We start from the raw sequence: 20,385 nt of genomic DNA on the forward strand, positions 1-20,385 counted from the left end.
GCGCGGATCGCGCGGCTCCGCCCGATCCGCCGCGTCAGAGCCCTCGGATCCGTGGCACTCCGCCGCCATCCAGCAGCAGCCCCGTCACCGCCCAGACCAGTGCGTCGAGCCGGTCGGGTGAGCCGCCTCCGCTCAAACCCTCCGGCCCGAAATCGCACAGCTCGTCCTCCAGGGCCGGGAGAGCACCGACATGGTGCACCCTTCCTTGAGCGTAGAGCAGCGAGACCGGCTCGGCCCGCAGGAACTTGCCCCGCGTGGCCCGCACAGGCGTGACCGGAACGGCCGGATCGCACTGCCGCAGCACGGAGGCCGCCATCTCGCCGCCCTGGTTCACCTCGACCACGAGAGAATCCGCCGCGAGGCGGTGGTAGAGCGCGAGCGCGGCGGCGGCCCAGGCTTCGGGCGTGGCACGCTGCAGGCTCGCATCGGCCAGGACGTAGGCGTGCTCGCCTGCGACACCCGCGGCGACGAGGCCGCAGGCGTCGGAGCGGGCCCCCGAACTCGCCGGCGGATCGACCGCCACCACGATCCGGGCGAGCGGCGGCGCCGCCGCAACCCGGGCGGCCTCGATCCCGGCCCGGCTCCAGAGAGCGTCCGCGCGGTCCTCGATCAGCTCGCCGTCGAGTTCCTGCCGACCGAGCCGGGTGCCGCCGTAGCGCCCCATCACCGCCTCCAGGAAGGCGGGGGCGAGGTGCTCGGCGTTGTCGTGGGTGCGGGCGCGGCTCACCGCGGTACGCGGGTCGGCGAGCAGACGGCGCAGCAGCGGGATCGACCGCGGCGTGGTGGTGACGAGGATGCGCGGGTGGCGCCCGAGCCGCAGGCCGAATTGCAGCATGTCGAAGGCCGCCTCGGGCTGGCGCCACTTCGCCAGCTCGTCGCACCATGCGGCGCCGAACTGCGGGCCGCGCAGCGAGTCCGGATCCTCCGCAGAGAAACCCTGCGCCACCGCGCCGTTCGGCCAAGTGAGCCGGCGGCGGCTCGGCTGCCAGAGGGGACGCTGGCCACGGGCCGGGATGCCCAAGAGCCCCGAGGGTCCCTCGATCATCACCTCGCGCAGATCCGCGAAGGTCTCGGCCACCAGGGCGATGCGCCCGACGGGCTCGGCCGTGAAGGCCGGATCGCCCCGGGCCAGCGCGTCGACCCATTCCGCCCCCGTGCGGGTCTTGCCGCAGCCGCGCCCGCCGACGACGGCCCAGAGCGTCCAGGGCTCCGCCGCGGGGCAGGGGGGGAGCTGGTCGGCCCTGGCCTGGAGCAGCCAGTCACGCGCCAGAGCCCGCAGCGCAGGGGGCGGCAGGGTGCTCAGCGCATCCTCTAGATCCGCCGCGTGCGCGGTTGCCAGGGAGGCTGCCAAGGCGGCGCGCGAGGTCCGCGCGCAGGGCGGGGAGGTCGTCGGCGCCGTACCCGTCCGCATCGCCGCCCTCCTGAGGCAGAGCCAGTTCGTCGAGGAGCCGCTTGAGCCCGCCGAGGTCGCGCAGCACCCGGGCCGAGTCGATCACCGCCGGGCCGCCCGCCGCGAGCGCGGCGTCGAAGGCGGCGATCTGGCGGGCGACGTGGCCGCGGAGCGCTGCCCGCAGCGCCGGCCCGTCGGCCGCGTGGGCCGGGTCGAGCGAAGGCGGCGCGAGATCTGCCCGCGCCATCCGAGCCTCACGATCGATCCGCGTCGGCACTTCGCGGCGGGCGGCCGGCTGGTCCGCGGGGTTCACCGGGCCTGGCCGCGCTGCGCGCCAGCCACCGGCGGCGGCCCAGCCGCGCAGCGTGCCGGTCTTGATGGCGAGTTCGGCCGCGATGGCGGTCATGGGGCGCGCGGACTCGCGCACGAGGCGCTCGGCCTCTGCACGCTGCTCCGGCGTGTAGGGGCTGACCCGCTGCATCGCCGTCTCTCGTCACACTTCTGGAGAATGCCTGTACCCTAACCCAGGAGCGTCGCGCTGTCAATGACAAAAAGCATATCATAGGTCAAAATACAGATCATGCTGAACCCTGTGGTTTCGACGAAGACATGGCGCCCTGATCTATGTTAGGCCCGTCGCGGTCCGGGCCGGTGCCCTGAGAGGCGGGGAACGGCGCTCATCCCGACACGTTGACCGGCGCCCACCCGCGCATGCCGGTCTGCATGGCGGCCAGGGCGCGGGCGTCCGAGTTGGGAACGGCATGGCGGTCGAGACACCAGGAGGCGCGGGGGTGGGCGAGACCGCCGCACTGAGCGACAGCTTCCGGCGCTTCGCCGATTCCGTGCCGCTGATGATGTGGCGCTCCGATGAATCGGGCCGGCCGATCCACCACAACGAGTGCTGGCTGGAATTCACCGGGCGCAGCCTCGACGAGGAGCTGGCCCAGGACTGGCGCCGCGGTCTCCATCCGGACGATTTCGAGCGCCACGCGCGCGTGGTCGCCGACGCCTTCGCCGCCCGCGCGCACTTCACGGTGGAGTTCCGCCTGCGCCGGCACGACGGAGCCTATCGCTGGCTCCTCGATACGGCACGCCCGCTCGTAGAGGATGGCCGCTTCCTGGGCTATCTCGGCTCCTGCTTCGACATCACCGACCGCAAGCATGCCGAGGAGCACATCGAGCACGCGCTCGCCGAGAAGGAGACGCTGCTCGCCGAGGTCTACCACCGGGTGCGCAACAACCTCCAGGTGATGGTCAGCCTGATCGGCCTCTACGGTCGGGCCGCGCCCGATCCCTGCCGCGGGTCCTTCGAGGCGCTCGGCCAGCGGGTCCGCGCGATCGCGCTGGTGCAGCAGCACCTGCACGAGGCCCCCCACATCGCGAGCATCGACCTCAAGGACTACCTCCATCGGCTGGCCTCGGGCCTGGGCCAGCTGCGGCGCGCCGGGCGGATCAGCGTGCAGGTCGGCGGCACCGGGACCGGCCTCGTCGAGCCGCGCACCGCCAACGCGCTCGGCATGATCGTGGCGGAGGTCGTGGCCGAGTGCCTGGACGCCACGGCGGAATCGGTCGCCTGCCCGATCACCATCGAGATCCAGGCCGGGGCCGGCGCGCCGGTGCGGCTCTCGATCGTCTCGGGCGCGAGCGAGGCGGACCAGCCCGGCCGGCCCAACGTGCCGAAGCTCGGGCCCCGCCTGATCGCCGCCTACGCGGCCCAGGCCGAGATCGCCGTGAGCGGGACCGCGACGGCGGCCGATCCCCTCCTGCTGCACCTGCCCGAGGCGCGCGTGCGGACCTGACCCGGTTCGCAGCGGGCGCGCGCCGCCTATATAGGCCCCGACCCCCGCAGCACGACGCAGGCCCGGATGCTTCCCCCGATCGCGACCATCATCGAGAATTTCGCGTTCATCGAGGACGACTACATGCGCCTCGAATACCTGATCGAGCTCGGCCGCGCCCTGCCCGAGATGCCGGAGGCGCTGCGCACGCAGGAGAACCGCGTCCACGGCTGCGAGAGCCAGGTCTGGATCGACACCGCGGTCGCCGATACACCGGAGGGACCGCGACTCGTCCTGCACGGGTTCAGCGACTCCTTCGTGGTCAAGGGCTTCGTGGCGCTCATGGTGGCGCTCTACACCGGCAAGAGCCCGCGCGAGGCCGCCGAGACGGACGGGTTCGACCTGTTCCGGCAGCTGCATTTCGGCGCCCACGTGACCTCGAAGCGCTCGAACGGCGTGCGCGCCATGGTCGAGCGCATCAATCGCGACGCGGCGCGGCTCACGGCCTGAACGCCGTGCCTGGCGGCCCCCGGGAACCCCGAGGACGGGCCGCACCCTCAGGCGCTCTCCCGCCACAGGCGCATCCGGGCGCGGTCCGGGCCGGTGGCGGCGCGCTCCAGGCCGTAATGCTCGGCGAGCCGCCCGAGGGCGATGCGCGCCACCACCTTGGCCGAGCGCGCCGGCCAGCGCCGCTCGGCCTCGATGCGCTCCAGGCCCTTCAGCTCGCCGCAGAGGTCGATCAGGAGGTTGGCTAGGTCGCCGCCCACCGCGTCGAGGGCGCCGCGCACGCGCTGGCGGGCCGCCACCACCGCGTCGGAGGCCGCGGCCGGGTCGCGCGGGCCGGAGCCGTCGACCCGCTCCGCGCCCCAGTTCACGCCGAGCCGCGGCGTCATCCGGGCGACCGTGATGTCGCGGCGCAGCCGCTCGCCCGCCTCGAAGGCGGCCGGCTCCAGAAGCGGCCGCCCGTCGCTGCCGCGGCGCCGGGCCATCCAGGCGACCGGGCTCTCGGAGGCGTCGCGCAGGCGCGGCGCCGCAGGTGCCGCCGCGTTGGCTCCCGCCGGCTCCTCCTCGGGCACGAGGTCGAGATGCTGGGCCAGGAAGGCGCTCCCCTCGGGTGCCGCCTCACGCCGCAGGCGGGCGCGGCCGGCCGGGCCGAGGACGAGATGGCGCCGGTTCTCAAGTTCGGGCCGAACAAGATCCTGCGCCAGGAGCTGCTCGCCGGCTGCGACCGGAAAGCGCCCGCCGCCGAGCGAGATGCCCTCCCGGCCCGACCGCACGATCAGCGCGGCCCCGTCGAGCGGATCCGCGAAGGCGTAGGCACCGGGCTGCGCGAGCGCCGCGAGCAGCCGTTCCGCGGCCCGGGTGATCGCGCCCTGGGCCGGCCGGGTCGGACCCTGGTTGCGCCGAAGACCTCGATCGACGGTGTTCTTGTTCATGCTTTGTTCCAAATCAGAACGCGCCGTGCTGGCGACCGTAGGTTGCTGGAACACCGTCCCAAGTCAAGGCTTGACGCATTTCGGTTATGCACAGGCCCGCTCCTGGATCGACCATGATCGTGTATCCAAGCCTGGCCGCGTCAAGGCTTGCGGAGACTCGCATGACTGAATGCGGTTCGTTTCTGTCCTGGAAAAAAGCAACCTGAGAGATATTTTCGCCGACCCGGCTCGATCCATTCCTGAACCGGACATGGCGCGCGCATCTTGTCCTCGGGCGGAGACAGGTTCACCTGTCTCCTTCCGTATCCGGATCCGGTGAGCGACAGCCCAGCATGGCCCCGACGAGTTCAGCCTTCCCGCCACGCTCCGACGCGTCGGTCGCCGAGCGCCGGCCGCACGCCTACGCGGTGCACGGCCGTCAGATCACCGACGACTACGCCTGGCTGAAGGCCGAGAACTGGCAGGCGGTGCTGAAGGACCCGGCCGCGCTTCCCGCCGACATCGCCGCCTACCTCAACGCCGAGAACGCCTACGCGGAGGCGATGCTGGCCGAGGTCGGGCCCTTGCGGAAGACGCTGGTGGCCGAGATGCGCGGGCGCATCCGCGAGGACGACAGCGGCGTGCCGGATCCGGACGGGCCGTGGAGCTACTACACCCGCCACCGCGAGGGCGGGCAGCACCCGCTGGTCTGCCGCCGCCCGCGCGACCCGAGCCGGCCGGAGGATCTCGGCGCCGAGACCGACGAGGTGATCCTGATCGACGGCGACCGCGAGGGCGCGGGGCTCGCCTTCTTCGAGATCGCGGCGGCGGTCCACGCGGACGATCACGGACGCCTCGCCTGGAGCGCCGACACCAAGGGCTCCGAACTCTACACCATCCGGGTGCGCGACCTCGCGACCGGGCAGGACCTCGACGACCGGGTCGAGGCCACCTCCGGCGAGGCCGTCTGGGGGGGCGACGGGCAGAGCTTCTGGTACGTCGCGGTCGACGCCAACCACCGCCCCGCCAAGGTGATGCGCCACCGGGTCGGCACGGCGCAGAGCGAAGACGAGGTCGTCTACAGCGAGCCGGATCCCGGCTACTTCGTCCATATCGGGCAGACGCAGTCCGGCGCCTACCTCACGGTGACGGCGAGCGACCACGAGACCTCGGAGGTCCACCTGCTCGACCGGCACGCCGCGCACGCGCCGCTGCGGGTGGTGCAGCCGCGCGAGCCCTTGCTGATCTACTCGGTCGAGCACCGGGGCGCGGACCTCTACATCCTCACCAACGCGGATGGGGCCGAGGACTTCAAGATCGTCACCGCGCCGCTGGCGACGCCCGGCCGCGCACACTGGCGCGATCTCGTGCCCTACCGGGCCGGCGTGATGATCCGCCACCTCCATCTGCTGGAGAACCACCTCGTCCGCCTGGAGATCGAGAACGCCCGGCCCCGCATCATCGTGCGCGATCTCGGCACCGCCGAGGAGCACGCCGTAGCGTTTGCCGAGGAGGCCTACTCGTTGGGGCTTCAGTCCGGTCACGCCTTCGCCACGCCGGTGATCCGCTTCGTCTACTCCTCGATGACGACGCCGGCCGAGACCTGGGACTACGACTGCGCCACCCGCGAGCGGGTCCTGCGCAAGCGCCAGACCGTGCCGAGCGGACACGACCCGGCGGCCTACGTCACGCGCCGCCTCTTCGCCACGGCCCCGGACGGCGAGCAGGTGCCGATTTCCCTGCTGCACCGGCGCGACCTACCGCTGGACGGCAGCGCGCCGCTGCTCCTCTACGGCTACGGCTCCTACGGCACGCTGATGCCGGCGGCCTTCCGCACGAACCTGCTCTCGCTGGTCGATCGCGGCTTCGTCTACGCCATCGCGCATGTCCGCGGCGGCACCGAGAAGGGCTGGCGCTGGTACCTCGACGGCAAGCGCGAGAAGAAGCCCAACACCTTCTCCGACTTCGTGGCCTGCGCGCGCGCCCTGATCGCGGCGCAGTACACCGCCGAGAAGAAGATCGTGGCCCATGGCGGCAGCGCGGGCGGCATGCTCATGGGCGCCGTCGCCAACCTCGCCCCCGAACTTTTCGCGGGAATCGTGGCCGACGTCCCCTTCGTGGACGTGCTGAACACGATGCTCGACGGCGACCTGCCGCTGACGCCACCCGAATGGCCCGAATGGGGCAACCCGGCCGAGAGCGAGGAGGCCTTCCGCACCATCCTGTCCTACTCGCCCTACGAGAACGTGGCGCCGAAGGCCTACCCGGCGATCCTGGCGCTCGGCGGCCTCACCGACCCGCGGGTGACTTATTGGGAGCCGGCCAAGTGGGTGGCGCGCCTGCGCGCCACCATGACGGGGGGCGGCCCCGTCATCCTGCGCATCAACATGGAGGCCGGCCACGGGGGCGCGGCCGGGCGCTTCGACCGGCTGGAGGAGGTCGGGCTGATCTACGCCTTCGCGCTGATGGCGGTGGGGAAGGCATGACCGTTCACGGCTGGACCTGCGCCGGAGCGGCTTCTGGGCCAGCCTCCTTCGGCGGGTTCGCTTGGCTGCGCCGGGCCGCCTCTTCGGCCTCGCGCTCCCGCGCCTGACGGGCGGCCTCCTGACGGGCGGCCTCCTCGGTGGCCGCCTGCTGCGCCTTTGCCCGGGCCTGGCGCGCGGCCTCCTCAGCCTCGGCGGCCTTGAGGGCGGCGGCTCGGGCCTGATCCAGCTCGATGCGAGCGCGGCGGCGCTGGCGCTCGACCTGATCGGCCTCCAGAAGCTCGATCCGCTCCAACTCGCGCTGCAGCACCACGGCCGCGAGGCCGGTGGCGAGGGCGCCGGTATCAAGGGCGCGTTCCGGTGCGCCGAGCGGTCCGGTCAGCCCGAGGCCGATTGCGGGCGTCCCCGCGCTCCAGCTCCGCGGGAGCGCGCCGCCCGCGAGCGTGCCGCGCGCGTCGAGACGGCCGCCCCGCAGGTCGTAGGCGAGGCTGCCGCTCCAGCGCGCCGGGCCGAGATCGAGGTCGAGCGGGCCCGCCCGCAGCACGCCGCCGATGATCGTGGCGGGCGCCGAGACCGCCCCGCGCGCCTGGGCGGCGGCCCGGTTCAGCTCCTCGCCGACGATCTGGGCGAGGCGGCCCTCCCGCAGGGGATCGTCCGCCTCGAGCGCCCGGGCGAGCGCCCGGCCCAGCGCGTCCGGGTCGGCGCTCGGCACGCTGAGATCCGCGAGCGTGAGCGTGCCCGAGCCCGCGAGGTTGGCGGCGAGCGCCCCCGCATCCGCGCCGGAAGTGCCGAAGCGGAGCTTGGCCGAGAGGCGTCCGCTGAGCGGGCCGCCGGTCAGCACCGGCAGACTCACATCTTCCAGCGTGCCTTCGCCCGACACGGAGAGGGCGCCCGCCCGCCGCGCGAGCGTCGCCGTTCCGGTGAGGCGTCCCCCGGCAAGTCGCCCGGTGAGGTCGCGCAGGCCGAGCCCACCATCCGCGTAGCCGAGCCTGAGCCCGGCCCCGTCGAGGCCCAGGCCGCGGCCGAGATCGAGCGCCGCGACGCGAAGATCGAGATCGAAGGGCGGCGCGGGCCCGGCACGGTTCGGCTCCGGCAGCGCGGCGGCGAGCTGCGGCAGCGAGAGCCGCGCGAGGGTGGCACTGCCCGTCACCGGCCCGTCGTCGCCGCGCCGCAGGTCGGCCGCGAGGCTCTGGCCGGCGAGTTGCCCGTCGAGGCGCGCCCGCAGGACCGACGCGTCGGATCCCAGCGCCAGCGTCAGGTCGGCGGGCCAGGGGCCGGGTGCCAGCGCGGCGGCGCCCGCGAGCACCAGGAAGGGGCCGAGATCGGGGCCGCTCGCCCGGACCTCGCCCTCGTCCGGCCGGCCCTCCGGATCGAGCCGGAGCGGACGGATCGTGGCGAGCCTCACCCCCGCCACCGTGCCGTCGAGGCTCAGCGTGAGGCGCGCCTCCTCTCCGCTCGCGCGGGCGTAGCCGGATTCGTGCTGGCGCGTGGCGAGGAGGCGCAGGCTCGCGGGCTGCTGCAGGCCGGCGATGTCGGGCCGCGCGAACCAGCTCGCCGCCCGCGGCGTGACGAGACCGATCTCGGCCCGGTCGATCCGTCCGGCGCGGCTCGTCAGCGCGAGATCGAGATTGCTCCCGGCGACGCTGCCGCGGGCGCTGGCCCGCAGGGCGTCGCTGCTGCCGGCCTCGCGCTCCAGGGCGACCGCGAGGTCGAGGGCGCCCGCCCGCAGGAAGGCCGGGATCAGCCGGCTCTCGCCCGTCCAGATCCGGTCGAGCAGGGCGAGCAGCGGCGCCGCGACCGGGGCGGCGAGGCGGCCGGAGACCTTGCCGGCGCCGTCCGGGCCGATCCGGCCGGCGAGCGTGGCGTTCGCGCCGGCCAGATCCCGGATCTCCAGGGTGTCGACCACGAGGCTCGGACCGTCCGAGGCGATGCGGGCCGCGATCGTCCCCGCGCCCGAGCCGGTCTGGCCGTAGCGGACGTCCCGTGCCTCCAGGGTCAGGCCGAGGTCGTGGGCGCTGAGCGCCGCGACGGTGCCGCCCAGCGGCGGCAGCGCGGCGATGTCGAGCCCGCGCGCCGCGATCTGCGCCTCGAACCGGCCCCGGGCCGCGCCCTCCGGGGCGGTGTAGCGCGCGAGCCCGGTGAGCCGGGCGGTGCCGAGGGTGAGGTCGAGGTTGCTCAGCGACAGCGTCCCGGCGGCGGCCGAGACGGTGGCGCTCATGGCCACCGGGCGCCCATCGAGAACCGCGACGGCCGGGCCTTCCAGCCCGAGCTTGCCGAGATAGCGGCCGAGCCCCTCCGAGCGGGGCGCCGACAGGGTGACCGGGCCATTGAAATGGGGGGCTGGCGCCACCTCCAGCGTCCCGCTCGCCGTGAGGGCGGCGGCGCCCGGCGCGGTCGCGCGGAGGCTGCGCAGGACAAGCCCCCCCGTCCGGTCGAGCGTGCCCGCGAAGGCGAGGTCCGACCACTCCTCCAGCCCGAGCGCGAGGCTCTCCACCGCGAGATCGAGGTCGAGCAGCACCGGCAGGCCCAGGGGCCTCCTCGGCAGGCCGCGGGCGATCAGCGCCTGACCGGCGCCGGAGAGCAGGAAGGCGTCGAGATCGAGCCGGCGCGCCTCCAGGCTCAGGCCGGCGCGCCACGGGCGCAGGTCGAGCCGGCCGCTGCCGGAGAGCCGCAGCGAGCGCCCGGCCGGGTCGATCTCGGCGCTGACCGTCTCGAAGCGGACCTGCGCTCCCTGCGCCTTGAAGCGCCCGGCGAGCGTGAAGGGGAGGTAGTCGCCCGCGGCCTGGGTCGGTGGCCCGACCACGAGGCGGGCCGTACCCTCCGCCTGCACCGCGAAGGCCTGCCGGTTGTTGCCGCGGCCGGGCGCGGGCACGAGGCCGAGGCGCGCGTCGGCCTCGAAGCGCGGGCGCGTGTCGCCGCCGCCCGAGAGCTTGACGGGCAGGCTTCCGTCCGAGCCCACCTCGCCGCTCGCCAGCCGGAACGGCACCCCGGCGCTCGTGCCCTCGACCCGCCAGGGGCCGGCCAGCGCCGGCGCCTGGAGCCGCAGATCCTCCGCGTAGAGCTGGTCGGTCCGTCCGGTCGCCGGGACGACGGTGGTGAGCAGGAACTGCTGGATCTGCAGGTCCTCGATCGCGAGGTCGCGGGCGGGCAGGCCCGTGCCGGGTGCCGAAGCATCCGCGCCGAGGCCGAAGGGCAGCAGCAGCGCCTCGCCCCCGGTCACCGGCAGCCGGACCTCGGCGCGGCCGATCCGGGTCTCGGTGAAGCGGATCTCGCCCCCCAGCAGCGGCGTCAGCGCGATCTCGGCCTTCACGAAGCGGGCGTCGAGGCCGGGCGCGTCGTCCCCGCCGCCGATCCGCAGCCGGTCCAGGCGCAGGCGCGGCGAGGGGAGCAGGCGCACGTCGAGCCGCCCCTCGCTGCGCGCGGGCAGGCCCAGCGAGCGGCCGATCGCCCCGTCGACGAGGGCGCGGTGCGCCGTCCAGTCGATCAGGGGCGGCGCGGCGAGCGCCGCCACGAGGACGAGGATGACGGCGCCCGCGAGCGCTGTCAGGAGGTCACGCACCGATCTGGCCCCGCTCTCGATCCGCCCGCGACCGCGGGCTCAGGGGCAGCCGCGCGCGGACCGCCCGCGGCGGACGCGTCGTTTGCCCCGGCGCGGACATAGCACGGCGCAGGCCGGCTCGCGCCAGGGAGCACCGGCGCAGGCGGGGTGCGCCTTCGTGACCGGACGTCGGCACATCGGCATCATTGCGCCGCCGGACTTGGCCCGGGTCGCGGCCCCCGGCGGTTCACGATCGCCGCACCGGAGCGATCGGCCGGACATCCCCGCGCTCCGCCTGCCGGAACGGACCCCCGTCCCGCCCGGTTACAAGGCCGTGTCGACGGGAGGGCGGTCTTCGGATGGGTGAGCGAAGCTCGGAGCACATCCTCGTCCTGCTCCTCGACGCGATCCGCGAGGGGGGCAGGCTGGTCGGGCAGACGCTCGAACTCGCCCGGGTCGAGACCGACGGCAACATCCGGGCGCTTGCCGGGCTCGCCGCCAAGGTGCTGATGATCGCCGTGCTGGTGGTCTCGGCCTTCCTCGTCTTCCTCGACGCGGCCGTGAAGATGCTGGCCGCACTGATCGGCTCGGAGGTGATCAGCGCGCTCATCGTCGCCGCGCCTTTTCTGGGCGTGGCGGCGATCCTCGGGCTGATGGGCGCGCGCCGGGTCGCCCTGCACAACCTCGAACCCTGGCGGACCATGCGCGAGGCCGAGCGGATCGCGCGCCTCAGCCCGCCCGCCCCATCCAGTCGGTGACGATCCCGATCTGGTCGTCGTCGAAGAGGGCGGGGGCGTGGCCGCAGCCCGGGATCTCGACGAGCGTCGCGCGGGGGCCGCGCCGGGTCATCTCGGCGGCGGTCTGGGGTAAGAGCAGGTCGGAGGTCTCACCCCGCAGCAGCAGGACGGGGCAGCGCACCGCGTCCCAGTCGCGCCACAGCGTGACATTGTAGACCCGCCCCGGCCGGAACGCGACGGCGATGGCCGGATCGTAGTGCGGGCGCCAGGTGCCGCCGGGCTCGGGCACAAAGCTGTGGCGGGTCATCGCGCGCCACTGCGCGTCGGTGAGCGTGCCGAAATCCTTCAGTGCCGAGCGCAGCCGCGCCTCGGCGGTCGCGAGCGAGTGGTGCTGGCGCGGCGCCTCGCGCAGGCGGTTGCCGATGCCGCGCAGCGCCGCCCAGGGCAGGAACGGCCCGATATCGTTCATCACGAGGCGGCGGATCGGGGTGTTCTGCGCGCCCGCCAGCACCATGCCGACGAGGCCGCCGAGCGAGGTGCCGACCCAGTCGAGCCGGTCGACGTCGAGATGCGCGATCAGCGCCGCCATGTCGGAGACGTATTGCGGCAGGCCGTAGAGCTCGGGATCCGTGAGCCAGCCGCTCTTCCCGCGCCCGACGATGTCCGGGCAGACCACCCGGTAGCCGAGGCGCACCAGCGCCCGGGCCAATGGGTCGAAGTCGCGGCCCTGGCGGCTCAGCCCGTGCAGGCACAGCACCGTGTGCGGGCTCGCGGGATCACCCCACTCCACGTAGGCGAGATCGTGGAAGCGGCCCTGGGCGTAGCCGAGCGTGCGGCACTCCCGGGGCTCGGCCTCGCTCTCCGCCTCCGTTGCCGCCGCGAGGTCTGCGAGCATCACAGGGGCCCGGCGCCGGTCCCGCGCGCGACGTCGCCGGCCGCCCGCAGCGCCGTGCGCTGCAGGTCGAGCATCTGGTGGGCGAAGCGCTCGCTCTGCTCCTGCAGGTAGCGGCTCTGGAGATCGATGGCCGCGCGAGCATCCTCCGCCTGCACCAGCTTGGAGGCGAAGCTGAAGCCCGCCCGCATGTTCGTGTCGGTGGCAACGAACAGGGTCTGCGCCATCGCCCGCATCGCCGCCCAGCCGCGGGCCGTGGGGCTGTCGGCGTCCGGGCCGTCCGCGGCGGCGGCCGGGAGCGTCACGCCCATCAGGCCGGCTGCCCGGGCGGCGGAGGTCTCGAAGGCGTTGAGGGCGACCTCGCTGGCCTCCACGTATCGCAGGTAGGCCGCCCGCGCCCGGGCGATGTTCTCCGCCGCCAGTTGCCGGCCCTGATCGGTCATCCTCTGTCCCCCGCTCCGCGGCTGTCCCGCTGCCGCAGCGTAAGCAATCGAATCGGCGCCGCGGCGTTCCGCCGCCCCGTGAAGCCCGCGCGAGTCATGTCACGCAAGCATCCGCTCGCAAAGGGTGTGCGACGGCCACGCTCGATACGGTGCCGACATCGTGTCCGCCCGGCTGCGCCCTGAAAGCCGCCCCGAACCGCCGATCCGGCTGGTGCATCGGGGCCAGGACCGTTTGGCGAAACGCCCCGTTCACGATATGTGCCTAACGCTCGAACGGTGCCGGCGCTGCCGGTCCGTGAGGCGACCCCGAGGCGACCTATGAGCGAACCCGTCCGCGTCCTCGGTATCGATCCGGGCCTGCGCCGCACCGGCTGGGGGGCGGTCACGGTTACGGGCTCCAAGCTCGCCTACGTTGATTGCGGCGTCGTCACCTCGGACGAGGACCTGCCGCTGGCCCAGCGCCTGCGCGCGCTGCACGACGGCCTCGCCGGGGTCGTACGCGCCTTCCGGCCCGACGAGGCCGTCGTAGAGGAGACCTTCGTCAACCGCGACGCGCAGGGGACGCTCAAGCTCGGTCAGGCCCGCGGCATCGCGTTGCTGGTGCCCGCGCTCCACGACGTACCGGTGCACGAATACGCCGCGAGCCTGATCAAGAAGACGGTCGCCGGCAACGGCCACGCCGACAAGGCGCAGATCCAGGCGATGGTGCGCTTCCTGCTGCCGAAGGCCGAGTTCCGCCTCGCGGACGCGGCCGATGCGCTCGCCATCGCGATCACGCACATCAACCACCGCGACGCGCACGCGCTGCGGCAGAAGCACCTGCCGGCGGGCTACTCGGGCCGCGCCGCCGAGCGGATCGCGGCAGCGCTTGCCCGGCAGGGCTGAGGCGGTGCCGCGCCTACTTGGTCGCCTTGAACTCGCCCTCGAGCCGCAGGGTCACCTCGTCGCCGAGGATCGGCAGGAAGGCGTTGATGCCGAAATCGGAGCGCTTGATGACCGCGCGCCCGTCGAAGCCCACCGTGTACTGCTTGTCCACGGGGCTGATCCCGGCCTGGTTGAAGGTGGCGTCGAAGGCGACGGACTTCGTCACGCCCTTCAGGGTCAGATCTCCGACGACGCGGGCGGTGGTCGGGCCGGTCGGCTCGACGGCGGTGGCCCGGAAGGTCGCGGTCGGGAACTTCTGGGTGTCGAAGAAGTCCGGCGTCTTCAGGTGGGCGTCGAGCTTCGGGTTGAGGCCGCTGACGCTGTCGGTGCGGATCGTGACGCTGAGGCGGCTCTTGGCCGGCTCCTTCGGGTCGAGGGTCGCCTCGCCCGAGACATCGGTGATCTGCCCGAAATAGGTCGAGTAGCCGAGATGGCTCAGGGACCACGTGATCTTGCCGTGAGCCGGATCGAGCACGTAGGCGCCGGGGCGCACCTGGGTCGGGTCGCTCGTCGGACCTTCCGCGTTCTGGGCGCGCGCCGGGGCGGCGAGCAGGGCGAGGGCGAGAAGGATCGAGGTCGTGATCGGGGTCCGGCGCATGGGATCCGCGGGGCTCCTGTCTGGGGGCCGGCCGGCTGGCGTGCGGCCGTGCAGGCCTTCCCCTGTTCCACGGTCGCCGTCCGCGCTCAAGCCGCGCCTGGTGCGCAGGCGGCCGCTTCTGTACGCATCCGCCCACGGATGAAGGCTGGACGATGATCGGCAAGCTCAAGGGCGTGGTGGATTCCTTCGGCGAGGACTTCGTGATCCTCGACGTGAACGGCGTCGGCTACGTGGTGCACTGCTCGGCCCGCACGCTCCAGCGGCTGCCCAAACCGGGCGAGGCGGCGCAGCTCTCGATCGAGACGATCGTGCGCGAGGACATGATCCGCCTCTACGGCTTCCGATCGGACGCCGAGCGCGAGTGGTTCCGCCTGCTCCAGACCGTGCAGGGCGTGGGCGCGCGCGTGGCGCTGGGCGTCCTCTCGGTGCTGGAGCCCGAGCAGCTCGGCGCCGCCATCGCCACGGGCGACAAGGGCTCGGTCGCCCGCGCGCCGGGCGTCGGTCCGCGCCTCGCCGCGCGCCTCGTGGCGGAGTTGAAGGACAAGACGCCGGCCTTCGCACCGCTCGATCCCGCGCTCGCGAGCCTCGTCGAGGCCACGGAGGCGGGCGGCCCGTCCGGGCCGGTCGCGGACGCCGTCTCGGCGCTGACCAATCTCGGCTACCCGCAGGCCCAGGCCGCGGCGGCGGTGGCGGCGGCGCTGAAGAGCGCCGGGGAGGGTGCGGAGGCGCGGGCGCTGATCCGGCTCGGCCTCAAGGAACTCGCGCGCTGAGGGCTCGGACGAAGCCCTCCCGAACGCTCAGATCGCGTCCGTGCCGGTCTCACCGGTGCGGATGCGGATCGCCTCCTCGATGGTGGAAACGAAGATCTTGCCGTCGCCGATGCGGCCGGTCTGGGCCGACTTGCGGATCGCCTCGACGGCACCCTCGACCAGCGCGTCGGAGAGCACGATCTCGAGCTTCACCTTGGGCAGGAAATCGACCACGTACTCGGCGCCCCGGTAGAGCTCGGTGTGGCCCTTCTGCCGGCCGAATCCCTTCGCCTCGATCACGGTGATGCCCTGGAGGCCGACCTCCTGGAGGGCCTCCTTCACCTCGTCGAGTTTGAAGGGCTTGATGATCGCTTCGATCTTCTTCATGCCGGAGGGCCTGACAACCACTGCGCTGTGTCAGATTTCTAACACCCTGCCCGCGCCTTCGCCACGCCGTTTTCCCGGCCAACCCCGGAAAACGGCCTCTCGCAGCGGCAGCTTCAGCACAAGGTTGAGGCAGATCGGGTGCGGACGTTCATTTTTCAGGCAGGCGCTGGGTGAACCACGGGCAGGACCCGGCGCCAACGGAGATTGCGGGATGACGGAGGCACGGCTGCTCACGGTCGAGGCGATGCGGACGGTCGATGCTGCGGCGATAGCGGGCGGCACGCCGGGCGCGCGCCTGATGGAGCGCGCCGGAGCCGCCGTGGCGGAGCGCGCCCGCGCCCTCGCGCCGGCGGACGGGCGCGTCCTCGTCCTGTGCGGCCCGGGCAACAACGGCGGCGACGGCTTCGTGGCTGCCCGCCTGCTGGCCGAGGCCGGGTACGCGGTGGAGGTCGTCCTGCTGGGGGACCGGGCCGCGCTGAAGGGCGACGCGGCCGGGGCTGCCGCCGCCTGGACGGGAGCCGTCACCGAGGGCGTGCCGGACACGCTGGGCCCGTGCGACCTCGTCATCGACGCGCTCTTCGGCGCCGGCCTCGCGCGCGACCTCGACGGCGCGGCCCGTACCCTGGCCGAGCGGGTGAACGAAGCGGGCCTGCCCGTGCTCGCGGTCGACGTACCGAGCGGGCTCGACGGCGATACCGGTGCGGTGCGGGGTGTGGCGATCCGGGCGCGGGCGACCGTGACCTTCGTGGCGCTCAAGCCCGGCCACCTGCTCCAGCCCGGCCGCGCGCTCTGTGGCGAGCTGCACCTCGCCGATATCGGCGCGGGCGAGGCGGCCCTGCAGGCCGGATGGGCGGCCTGCGCGCCGCCGCTCTACCGCAACGGTCCGGCCCTCTGGGGGGCGGCCTTCCCGCACCTGACGGGCGAGAGCCACAAATACACCCGCGGCCACGCCGTCGTGCTCTCGGGCCCGGCCCACCGCACGGGCGCGGCCCGGATGGCGGCGCGGGGCGCGCTCCGGGTCGGGGCAGGGCTCGTCACCGTGGCCTCCCCGCGGGACGCGCTCGCCGAGAACGCCGCCCATCTCACGGCGATCATGCTGCACCCCTGCGACAGCGCCGACGACCTCGACGACCTCCTCACCGACGAGCGCCTCAACGCGGTGCTTCTGGGTCCCGGCTTAGGCACCGGCGAGCCGACCCGTGAGCGGGTGATGGTGGCGGCCTCCGCCGGCCGCGCCCTGGTGCTCGACGCCGACGCGCTGACGAGCTTCAAGGGGCAGCCGCAGGTGCTGGCCGGTCATATCCGCGACGGCGAGGCCCGCGCCGTGCTCACCCCTCACGCCGGCGAGTTCGCCCGGCTCTTCGGCGGGACCGCGGCGGCCGAGGAGGGGCTGAGCAAGGTCGAGCAGGCCCGGCGCGCCGCCGCGCAGATGGGGGCGGTCGTGGTGCTGAAGGGCGCCGACACGGTGATCGCCGACGCGGACGGCCGCGCCGCGATCAACGACCACGCTACCCCTTACCTCGGCACGGCGGGGGCGGGCGACGTGCTGGCCGGCCTGACCGCGGGCCTGCTCGCTCAGGGCATGGCGCCGTTCGAGGCCGCCGCCGCCGCGGTCTGGCTCCACGGCGATGCGGGCCTGCGCCACGGGCCGGGCCTCATCGCCGAGGACATCCCGGAGCTGATGCCGCAGGTGCTCTCCGGATTGCTGAGCCGGCTCAGGTAACCTCGAAGCAGGTCCACAGCCCCGTGTCGAACCGCTCCAGCACCGTGGCGCTGATCAGCCAGCGGCCCGGATTGTCGGCCTGGAAGGCGATGCGGGCGGTGCGGCCTTCGAGAAGCTGGAACGTGTCAAGCCAGTAGGGCTCCCAGCCGTCGTCGAGCGGGTGGAGCAGGCGGAAGACGTGGCCGTGCAGGTGCAGCGCCTGCGGGAAGGCGGTCTCGTTGCGCAGCGCCAGCACCACCACCTGACCGCGCTTCACCGAGAAGATCGGGGCGAGCCCGGCCGCGCCGCTCTGACCGTTGACCATCCAGATCCGGGCCGGGTCGCCGGCATAAGTGGGCTCGGCCGGCTTGCCGGCCGCGTCCTTCGCCACCGTGGCGCCCCCGGTGATCACCACGTCGCGGCGCACCGCGTTCTGCAGCTTGACCTCGGCCGGCAGCAGCCGGTTCTCGCCGACAGGCCCGATCGGCGGACGCTTCTCGGTGAGCGGCGCACCCTTCGTGGTGACGCTCGCCAGGACCAGTCCCTGGCCGACCAGAGCCGCGATCGAGCCCGTCTGGCCGGGCTCGGCCGGCAGGTCGACGAGCAGGTCGTAGCGGGTGCCGGGCGGGAAGGGCAGGGTGGCGCGCAGCGGCTCGAACGTGTCGGTTGGCTGCCCGTCGACGGCCGCCACGTAGACCTTCAGGCCCTCGAAGCGGATGCGCGTCCCGCGCGCGTTGCAGGCGTTGCCGATGCGTACCCGCACGCGCGAGCCGGGGCGGGCCTCGAAAGTCTCGGGCACCGGGCGCCCGTTGACCGTCACGAGGTTGCCGAGCCGCCCGTTCGACGCGGCGAAGGCGGTCTGGCCGAACCCCATCAGGCTGCCGTCGGCCTCCAGGCGCCAATCCTGGACGAGCAGGGCGACGTCGGCATCGACCGCGGGCGGTGCCTTCTCCTCGACGATCAGGAAGCCGGCCAAGCCCCGGCCCGAGGGCTCGCTCGACCCGCCGACCACCAGGGGGCGGACGAGGAACGTGCCGGCATCCGGCGGCGTGAAGGCGTAGGTGAAGTCGGCGCCGGGCTGGATCGGCGGCTGGGTGACGCCGCCGACGCCGTCCTGGGCGTTCTGGTTGCGCACCCCGTGCCAGTGCAGGGAGAGGGGCTTGTCGGTGCGGTTCTCGACGCGCACCCGCACGGTCTCGCCGAGCTTCACCCGCAGCACCGGGGGCTGGGCCTTGCCGTCGAAGCTCCAGACGGCCGTCTCGGGCGCGGGCTCGGGCCGGAAGCGCGCCTTGCCGGGCGCGGCCTGGAGCGCGCGGGGAGCGGGCTCCGTTGCCGGAGCGGCCTGATCCTTCGGCGCGTCCTTCGCGGCCTCTCTGCCCGTGCCCTGTCCCCGGGCCGCGGCCGGGAGCAGCCCCAGCGCCGCGGCTCCTCCGAGCAGCGCGCGGCGCGAGGGCAGGCCGGGGATGGGATCGGCTGGCGGCATGCGGTCTCTTCGGCGGCAGGGCAGGGGCGTGGGGCAGGGCGCGCGGGCGCGTCGGGCCGCCGCTTGTAGCCGCCGCGCCGGGGCTGCGCCACCGAGGGAGCGCGGGCGCGCGGATCCTTTAAGTTTTTTGCTGCTTCCCCTGGCACGCATGCTATAGAGCCGCCCTCCGGCGGCCGGATTCGCGCCGGGCGTCGGCGCGCGCGGGCGTGGCGGAACTGGTAGACGCGCTGGATTTAGGTTCCAGTGTCGCAAGACGTGGGGGTTCGAGCCCCTCCGCCCGCACCAGCCCTGCCGGGGATGTTCGGTCCGTTTTTCCGCGACCACGGAAGCCGGCCCGCCGCTCCCGTTCCCGCGGACCCGCCGCCCGACGCGGCCGGCCCCGAGCCGCGCCCCCGCGGGACGGCGCGCACCAGAACACGACCACACGGACAGTTTGAGAGCGACGACGATGCAGGTGACCGAGACACATTCCGAGGGGCTCAAGCGCGCCTACCAGGTGTTGCTTCCGGCCAAGGACCTCGAGGATCGCCTGAACACCGAGCTCTCGGGCATGAAGGACAAGGTCCAGCTCAAGGGCTTCCGCCCCGGCAAGGTGCCGGTGGCGCACCTGCGCAAGGTCTACGGCCGCTCGGTGATGGCCGAGGTCGTGCAGAACGCGGTGAACGAGGCCAACCAGAAGATCATCACCGACAACAACCTCAAGCTCGCCCTGGAGCCGCAGGTCGCGTTCCCGGAGGACAAGGAAGAGGTCGAGAAGGCGCTCGAGGCCAAGGGTGACTTCGCCTTCACGGTCAATCTCGAGGTGCTGCCGAGCTTCGAGCTCGCCGACCTCTCGGACGTCAGCCTGACCAAGTACGTGGCCAAGCCCTCGGACGAGGAGGTCCAGGAGGCGCTGGACCGCATGGCCAAGCAGAGCCGGCCGTTCTCGGAGCGCGCCGAGGGCGAGGCCGCTGAAGCCGGCGACCGCGTCACCATCGACTTCGTCGGCCGCATCGACGGCACCGAGTTCGAGGGCGGTAAGGGCGAGGGCGTCGATCTGGAGCTCGGCTCGAACACCTTCATCCCGGGCTTCGAGGACCAGCTCGTCGGCGCCAAGGTCGGCGAGAGCCGCCTCGTCAAGGTGACCTTCCCGGAGGCCTACGGGGCTGAAGCCCTCGCCGGCAAGGACGCCGAGTTCGACGTGACCGTCACCAAGATCCAGGCTCCGGGCGAGGCCAAGATCGACGACGAGCTCGCCAAGAACCTCGGCCTCGAATCGCTCGACAAGCTGAAGGAGGCCATCTCCGGCGCCATCGGCTCGGACTACGAGGCCGCCACCCGGCGCAAGCTGAAGAAGGATCTGCTCGACGCGCTCGACGGCAAGTACGCCTTCGACCTGCCGCCCTCGCTCGTCGCCCAGGAATTCGCCAACGTCTGGGCCCAGGTCGAGCAGGACCTGAAGAACCGCGGCAAGACCTTCGAGGACGAGGGCACCACCGAGGAGGCCTCGCAGGCCGAGTACCGCAAGATCGCCGAGCGGCGCGTGCGCCTCGGCCTGGTGCTTGCGCAGGTCGGCGAGAGCGCCGATATCAAGGTCTCCGACGAGGAGGTGAACCAGGCCCTCATCGCCCGGGTCCGGCAGTTCCCGGGCCAGGAGCAGCAGGTCTGGGACTTCTATCGGAAGAACGCCCAGGCGCTGGCCGAGCTGCGCGCGCCCCTGTTCGAGGAGAAGGTGGTTGACCACGTTCTCTCGCAGGTCAAACTGGTCGAGGAGCCCGTCTCGAAGGAGACGCTGTTCGCCGACGAGGACGCGGAAGCCGACAGCGCCGATGAGACGGCGGCCTCGACGGAGTCGAAGGCCGAGTAAGGCCCGGCGTCTGTCCTGAT

General features: G+C 73.3%; 17 protein-coding genes and 1 tRNA gene. 9 read left to right on the top strand and 9 right to left on the bottom strand.

The window, feature by feature from the left end:
• Positions 1 to 34: 34 nt before the first annotated feature.
• Together DK427_RS05320 and DK427_RS26965 are read right to left on the bottom strand one after the other, a co-directional pair.
• Positions 35 to 1,351, bottom strand: a complete 1,317-nt coding sequence (locus DK427_RS05320) for a DNA-packaging protein (protein ID WP_425452549.1) — start codon at positions 1,349 to 1,351, stop codon at positions 35 to 37.
• Positions 1,260 to 1,871, bottom strand: a complete 612-nt coding sequence (locus DK427_RS26965) for a hypothetical protein (protein WP_245930811.1) — start codon at positions 1,869 to 1,871, stop codon at positions 1,260 to 1,262. Before DK427_RS26965 ends, DK427_RS05320 begins: the two co-directional genes overlap by 92 nt.
• A 280-nt stretch (positions 1,872 to 2,151) precedes the next feature.
• Between DK427_RS26965 and DK427_RS05330 the strand changes: the two genes are divergently transcribed.
• Together DK427_RS05330 and DK427_RS05335 are read left to right on the top strand one after the other, a co-directional pair.
• Positions 2,152 to 3,189, top strand: a complete 1,038-nt coding sequence (locus DK427_RS05330) for a PAS domain S-box protein (protein ID WP_109950354.1) — start codon at positions 2,152 to 2,154, stop codon at positions 3,187 to 3,189.
• A gap of 66 nt (positions 3,190 to 3,255) precedes the next feature.
• Complete coding sequence (locus DK427_RS05335) at positions 3,256 to 3,678, top strand: SufE family protein (protein WP_109950355.1); 423 nt, start codon at positions 3,256 to 3,258, stop codon at positions 3,676 to 3,678.
• 47 nt (positions 3,679 to 3,725) lie between these two features.
• Here DK427_RS05335 and DK427_RS05340 read toward each other — a convergent pair whose 3' ends face one another.
• The gene (locus tag DK427_RS05340) at positions 3,726 to 4,604 is read right to left on the bottom strand and encodes a DUF6456 domain-containing protein (RefSeq protein WP_245930812.1); all 879 of its coding nucleotides are present in this window, start codon (positions 4,602 to 4,604) and stop codon (positions 3,726 to 3,728) included.
• Between the two features lie 332 nt (positions 4,605 to 4,936).
• Here DK427_RS05340 and DK427_RS05345 point away from each other — a divergent pair, with 332 nt between their 5' ends.
• Positions 4,937 to 7,069 (top strand): S9 family peptidase, encoded by a 2,133-nt coding sequence (locus DK427_RS05345; RefSeq protein WP_109950356.1) that lies wholly within the window; start codon positions 4,937 to 4,939, stop codon positions 7,067 to 7,069.
• Between the two features lie 4 nt (positions 7,070 to 7,073).
• Here the strand turns inward: DK427_RS05345 and DK427_RS05350 are convergent, their stop codons facing one another.
• Positions 7,074 to 10,625, bottom strand: a complete 3,552-nt coding sequence (locus DK427_RS05350) for an AsmA-like C-terminal region-containing protein (protein ID WP_109950357.1) — start codon at positions 10,623 to 10,625, stop codon at positions 7,074 to 7,076.
• 338 nt (positions 10,626 to 10,963) lie between these two features.
• Here DK427_RS05350 and DK427_RS05355 point away from each other — a divergent pair, with 338 nt between their 5' ends.
• Positions 10,964 to 11,362 carry a phage holin family protein gene (locus tag DK427_RS05355; protein WP_109950358.1) on the top strand — a complete coding sequence of 133 codons (399 nt, stop codon included), beginning with the start codon at positions 10,964 to 10,966 and terminating at the stop codon, positions 11,360 to 11,362.
• Here DK427_RS05355 and DK427_RS05360 read toward each other — a convergent pair.
• Together DK427_RS05360 and DK427_RS05365 are read right to left on the bottom strand one after the other, a co-directional pair.
• Positions 11,334 to 12,236 carry an alpha/beta fold hydrolase gene (locus DK427_RS05360; protein WP_109950359.1) on the bottom strand — a complete coding sequence of 301 codons (903 nt, stop codon included), beginning with the start codon at positions 12,234 to 12,236 and terminating at the stop codon, positions 11,334 to 11,336. The two genes, DK427_RS05355 and DK427_RS05360, sit on opposite strands and share 29 nt — an antisense overlap.
• Positions 12,236 to 12,676 carry a phasin family protein gene (locus DK427_RS05365; protein WP_109950360.1) on the bottom strand — a complete coding sequence of 147 codons (441 nt, stop codon included), beginning with the start codon at positions 12,674 to 12,676 and terminating at the stop codon, positions 12,236 to 12,238. Before DK427_RS05365 ends, DK427_RS05360 begins: the two co-directional genes overlap by 1 nt.
• Before the next feature lie 318 nt (positions 12,677 to 12,994).
• Here DK427_RS05365 and ruvC point away from each other — a divergent pair, with 318 nt between their 5' ends.
• Complete coding sequence (gene ruvC, locus DK427_RS05370) at positions 12,995 to 13,561, top strand: crossover junction endodeoxyribonuclease RuvC (protein ID WP_109950361.1); 567 nt, start codon at positions 12,995 to 12,997, stop codon at positions 13,559 to 13,561.
• A gap of 13 nt (positions 13,562 to 13,574) precedes the next feature.
• Here ruvC and DK427_RS05375 read toward each other — a convergent pair whose 3' ends face one another.
• Positions 13,575 to 14,198 carry a YceI family protein gene (locus DK427_RS05375; RefSeq protein ID WP_109950362.1) on the bottom strand — a complete coding sequence of 208 codons (624 nt, stop codon included), beginning with the start codon at positions 14,196 to 14,198 and terminating at the stop codon, positions 13,575 to 13,577.
• 152 nt (positions 14,199 to 14,350) lie between these two features.
• Here DK427_RS05375 and ruvA point away from each other — a divergent pair, with 152 nt between their 5' ends.
• On the top strand, positions 14,351 to 14,968 hold the full coding sequence (gene ruvA, locus DK427_RS05380) for a Holliday junction branch migration protein RuvA (protein WP_109950363.1): 618 nt from the start codon (positions 14,351 to 14,353) through the stop codon (positions 14,966 to 14,968).
• Positions 14,969 to 14,995: 27 nt separating this feature from the next.
• Here the strand turns inward: ruvA and DK427_RS05385 are convergent, their stop codons facing one another.
• Positions 14,996 to 15,334 carry a P-II family nitrogen regulator gene (locus DK427_RS05385; RefSeq protein ID WP_003600526.1) on the bottom strand — a complete coding sequence of 113 codons (339 nt, stop codon included), beginning with the start codon at positions 15,332 to 15,334 and terminating at the stop codon, positions 14,996 to 14,998.
• A 211-nt stretch (positions 15,335 to 15,545) separates the two neighbouring features.
• On the opposite strand from DK427_RS05385, the gene DK427_RS05390 reads away from it, so the two are divergent.
• Positions 15,546 to 17,057 carry an NAD(P)H-hydrate dehydratase gene (locus tag DK427_RS05390; protein WP_109950364.1) on the top strand — a complete coding sequence of 504 codons (1,512 nt, stop codon included), beginning with the start codon at positions 15,546 to 15,548 and terminating at the stop codon, positions 17,055 to 17,057.
• Here DK427_RS05390 and DK427_RS05395 read toward each other — a convergent pair.
• Entirely contained in the window at positions 17,050 to 18,519 is a 1,470-nt protein-coding gene (locus DK427_RS05395; protein WP_109950365.1) for a multicopper oxidase family protein, read from the bottom strand. The two genes, DK427_RS05390 and DK427_RS05395, sit on opposite strands and share 8 nt — an antisense overlap.
• A 200-nt stretch (positions 18,520 to 18,719) precedes the next feature.
• Here DK427_RS05395 and DK427_RS05400 point away from each other — a divergent pair.
• Positions 18,720 to 18,804, top strand: a tRNA-Leu gene (locus DK427_RS05400).
• A gap of 163 nt (positions 18,805 to 18,967) precedes the next feature.
• Complete coding sequence (gene tig, locus DK427_RS05405; protein WP_109950366.1) at positions 18,968 to 20,365, top strand: trigger factor; 1,398 nt, start codon at positions 18,968 to 18,970, stop codon at positions 20,363 to 20,365.
• The last annotated feature ends 20 nt before the right edge of the window (positions 20,366 to 20,385 follow it).

Origin of the sequence: Methylobacterium radiodurans (assembly GCF_003173735.1) — a bacterium.
GTDB classification, from domain to species: Bacteria; Pseudomonadota; Alphaproteobacteria; order Rhizobiales; family Beijerinckiaceae; genus Methylobacterium; species Methylobacterium radiodurans.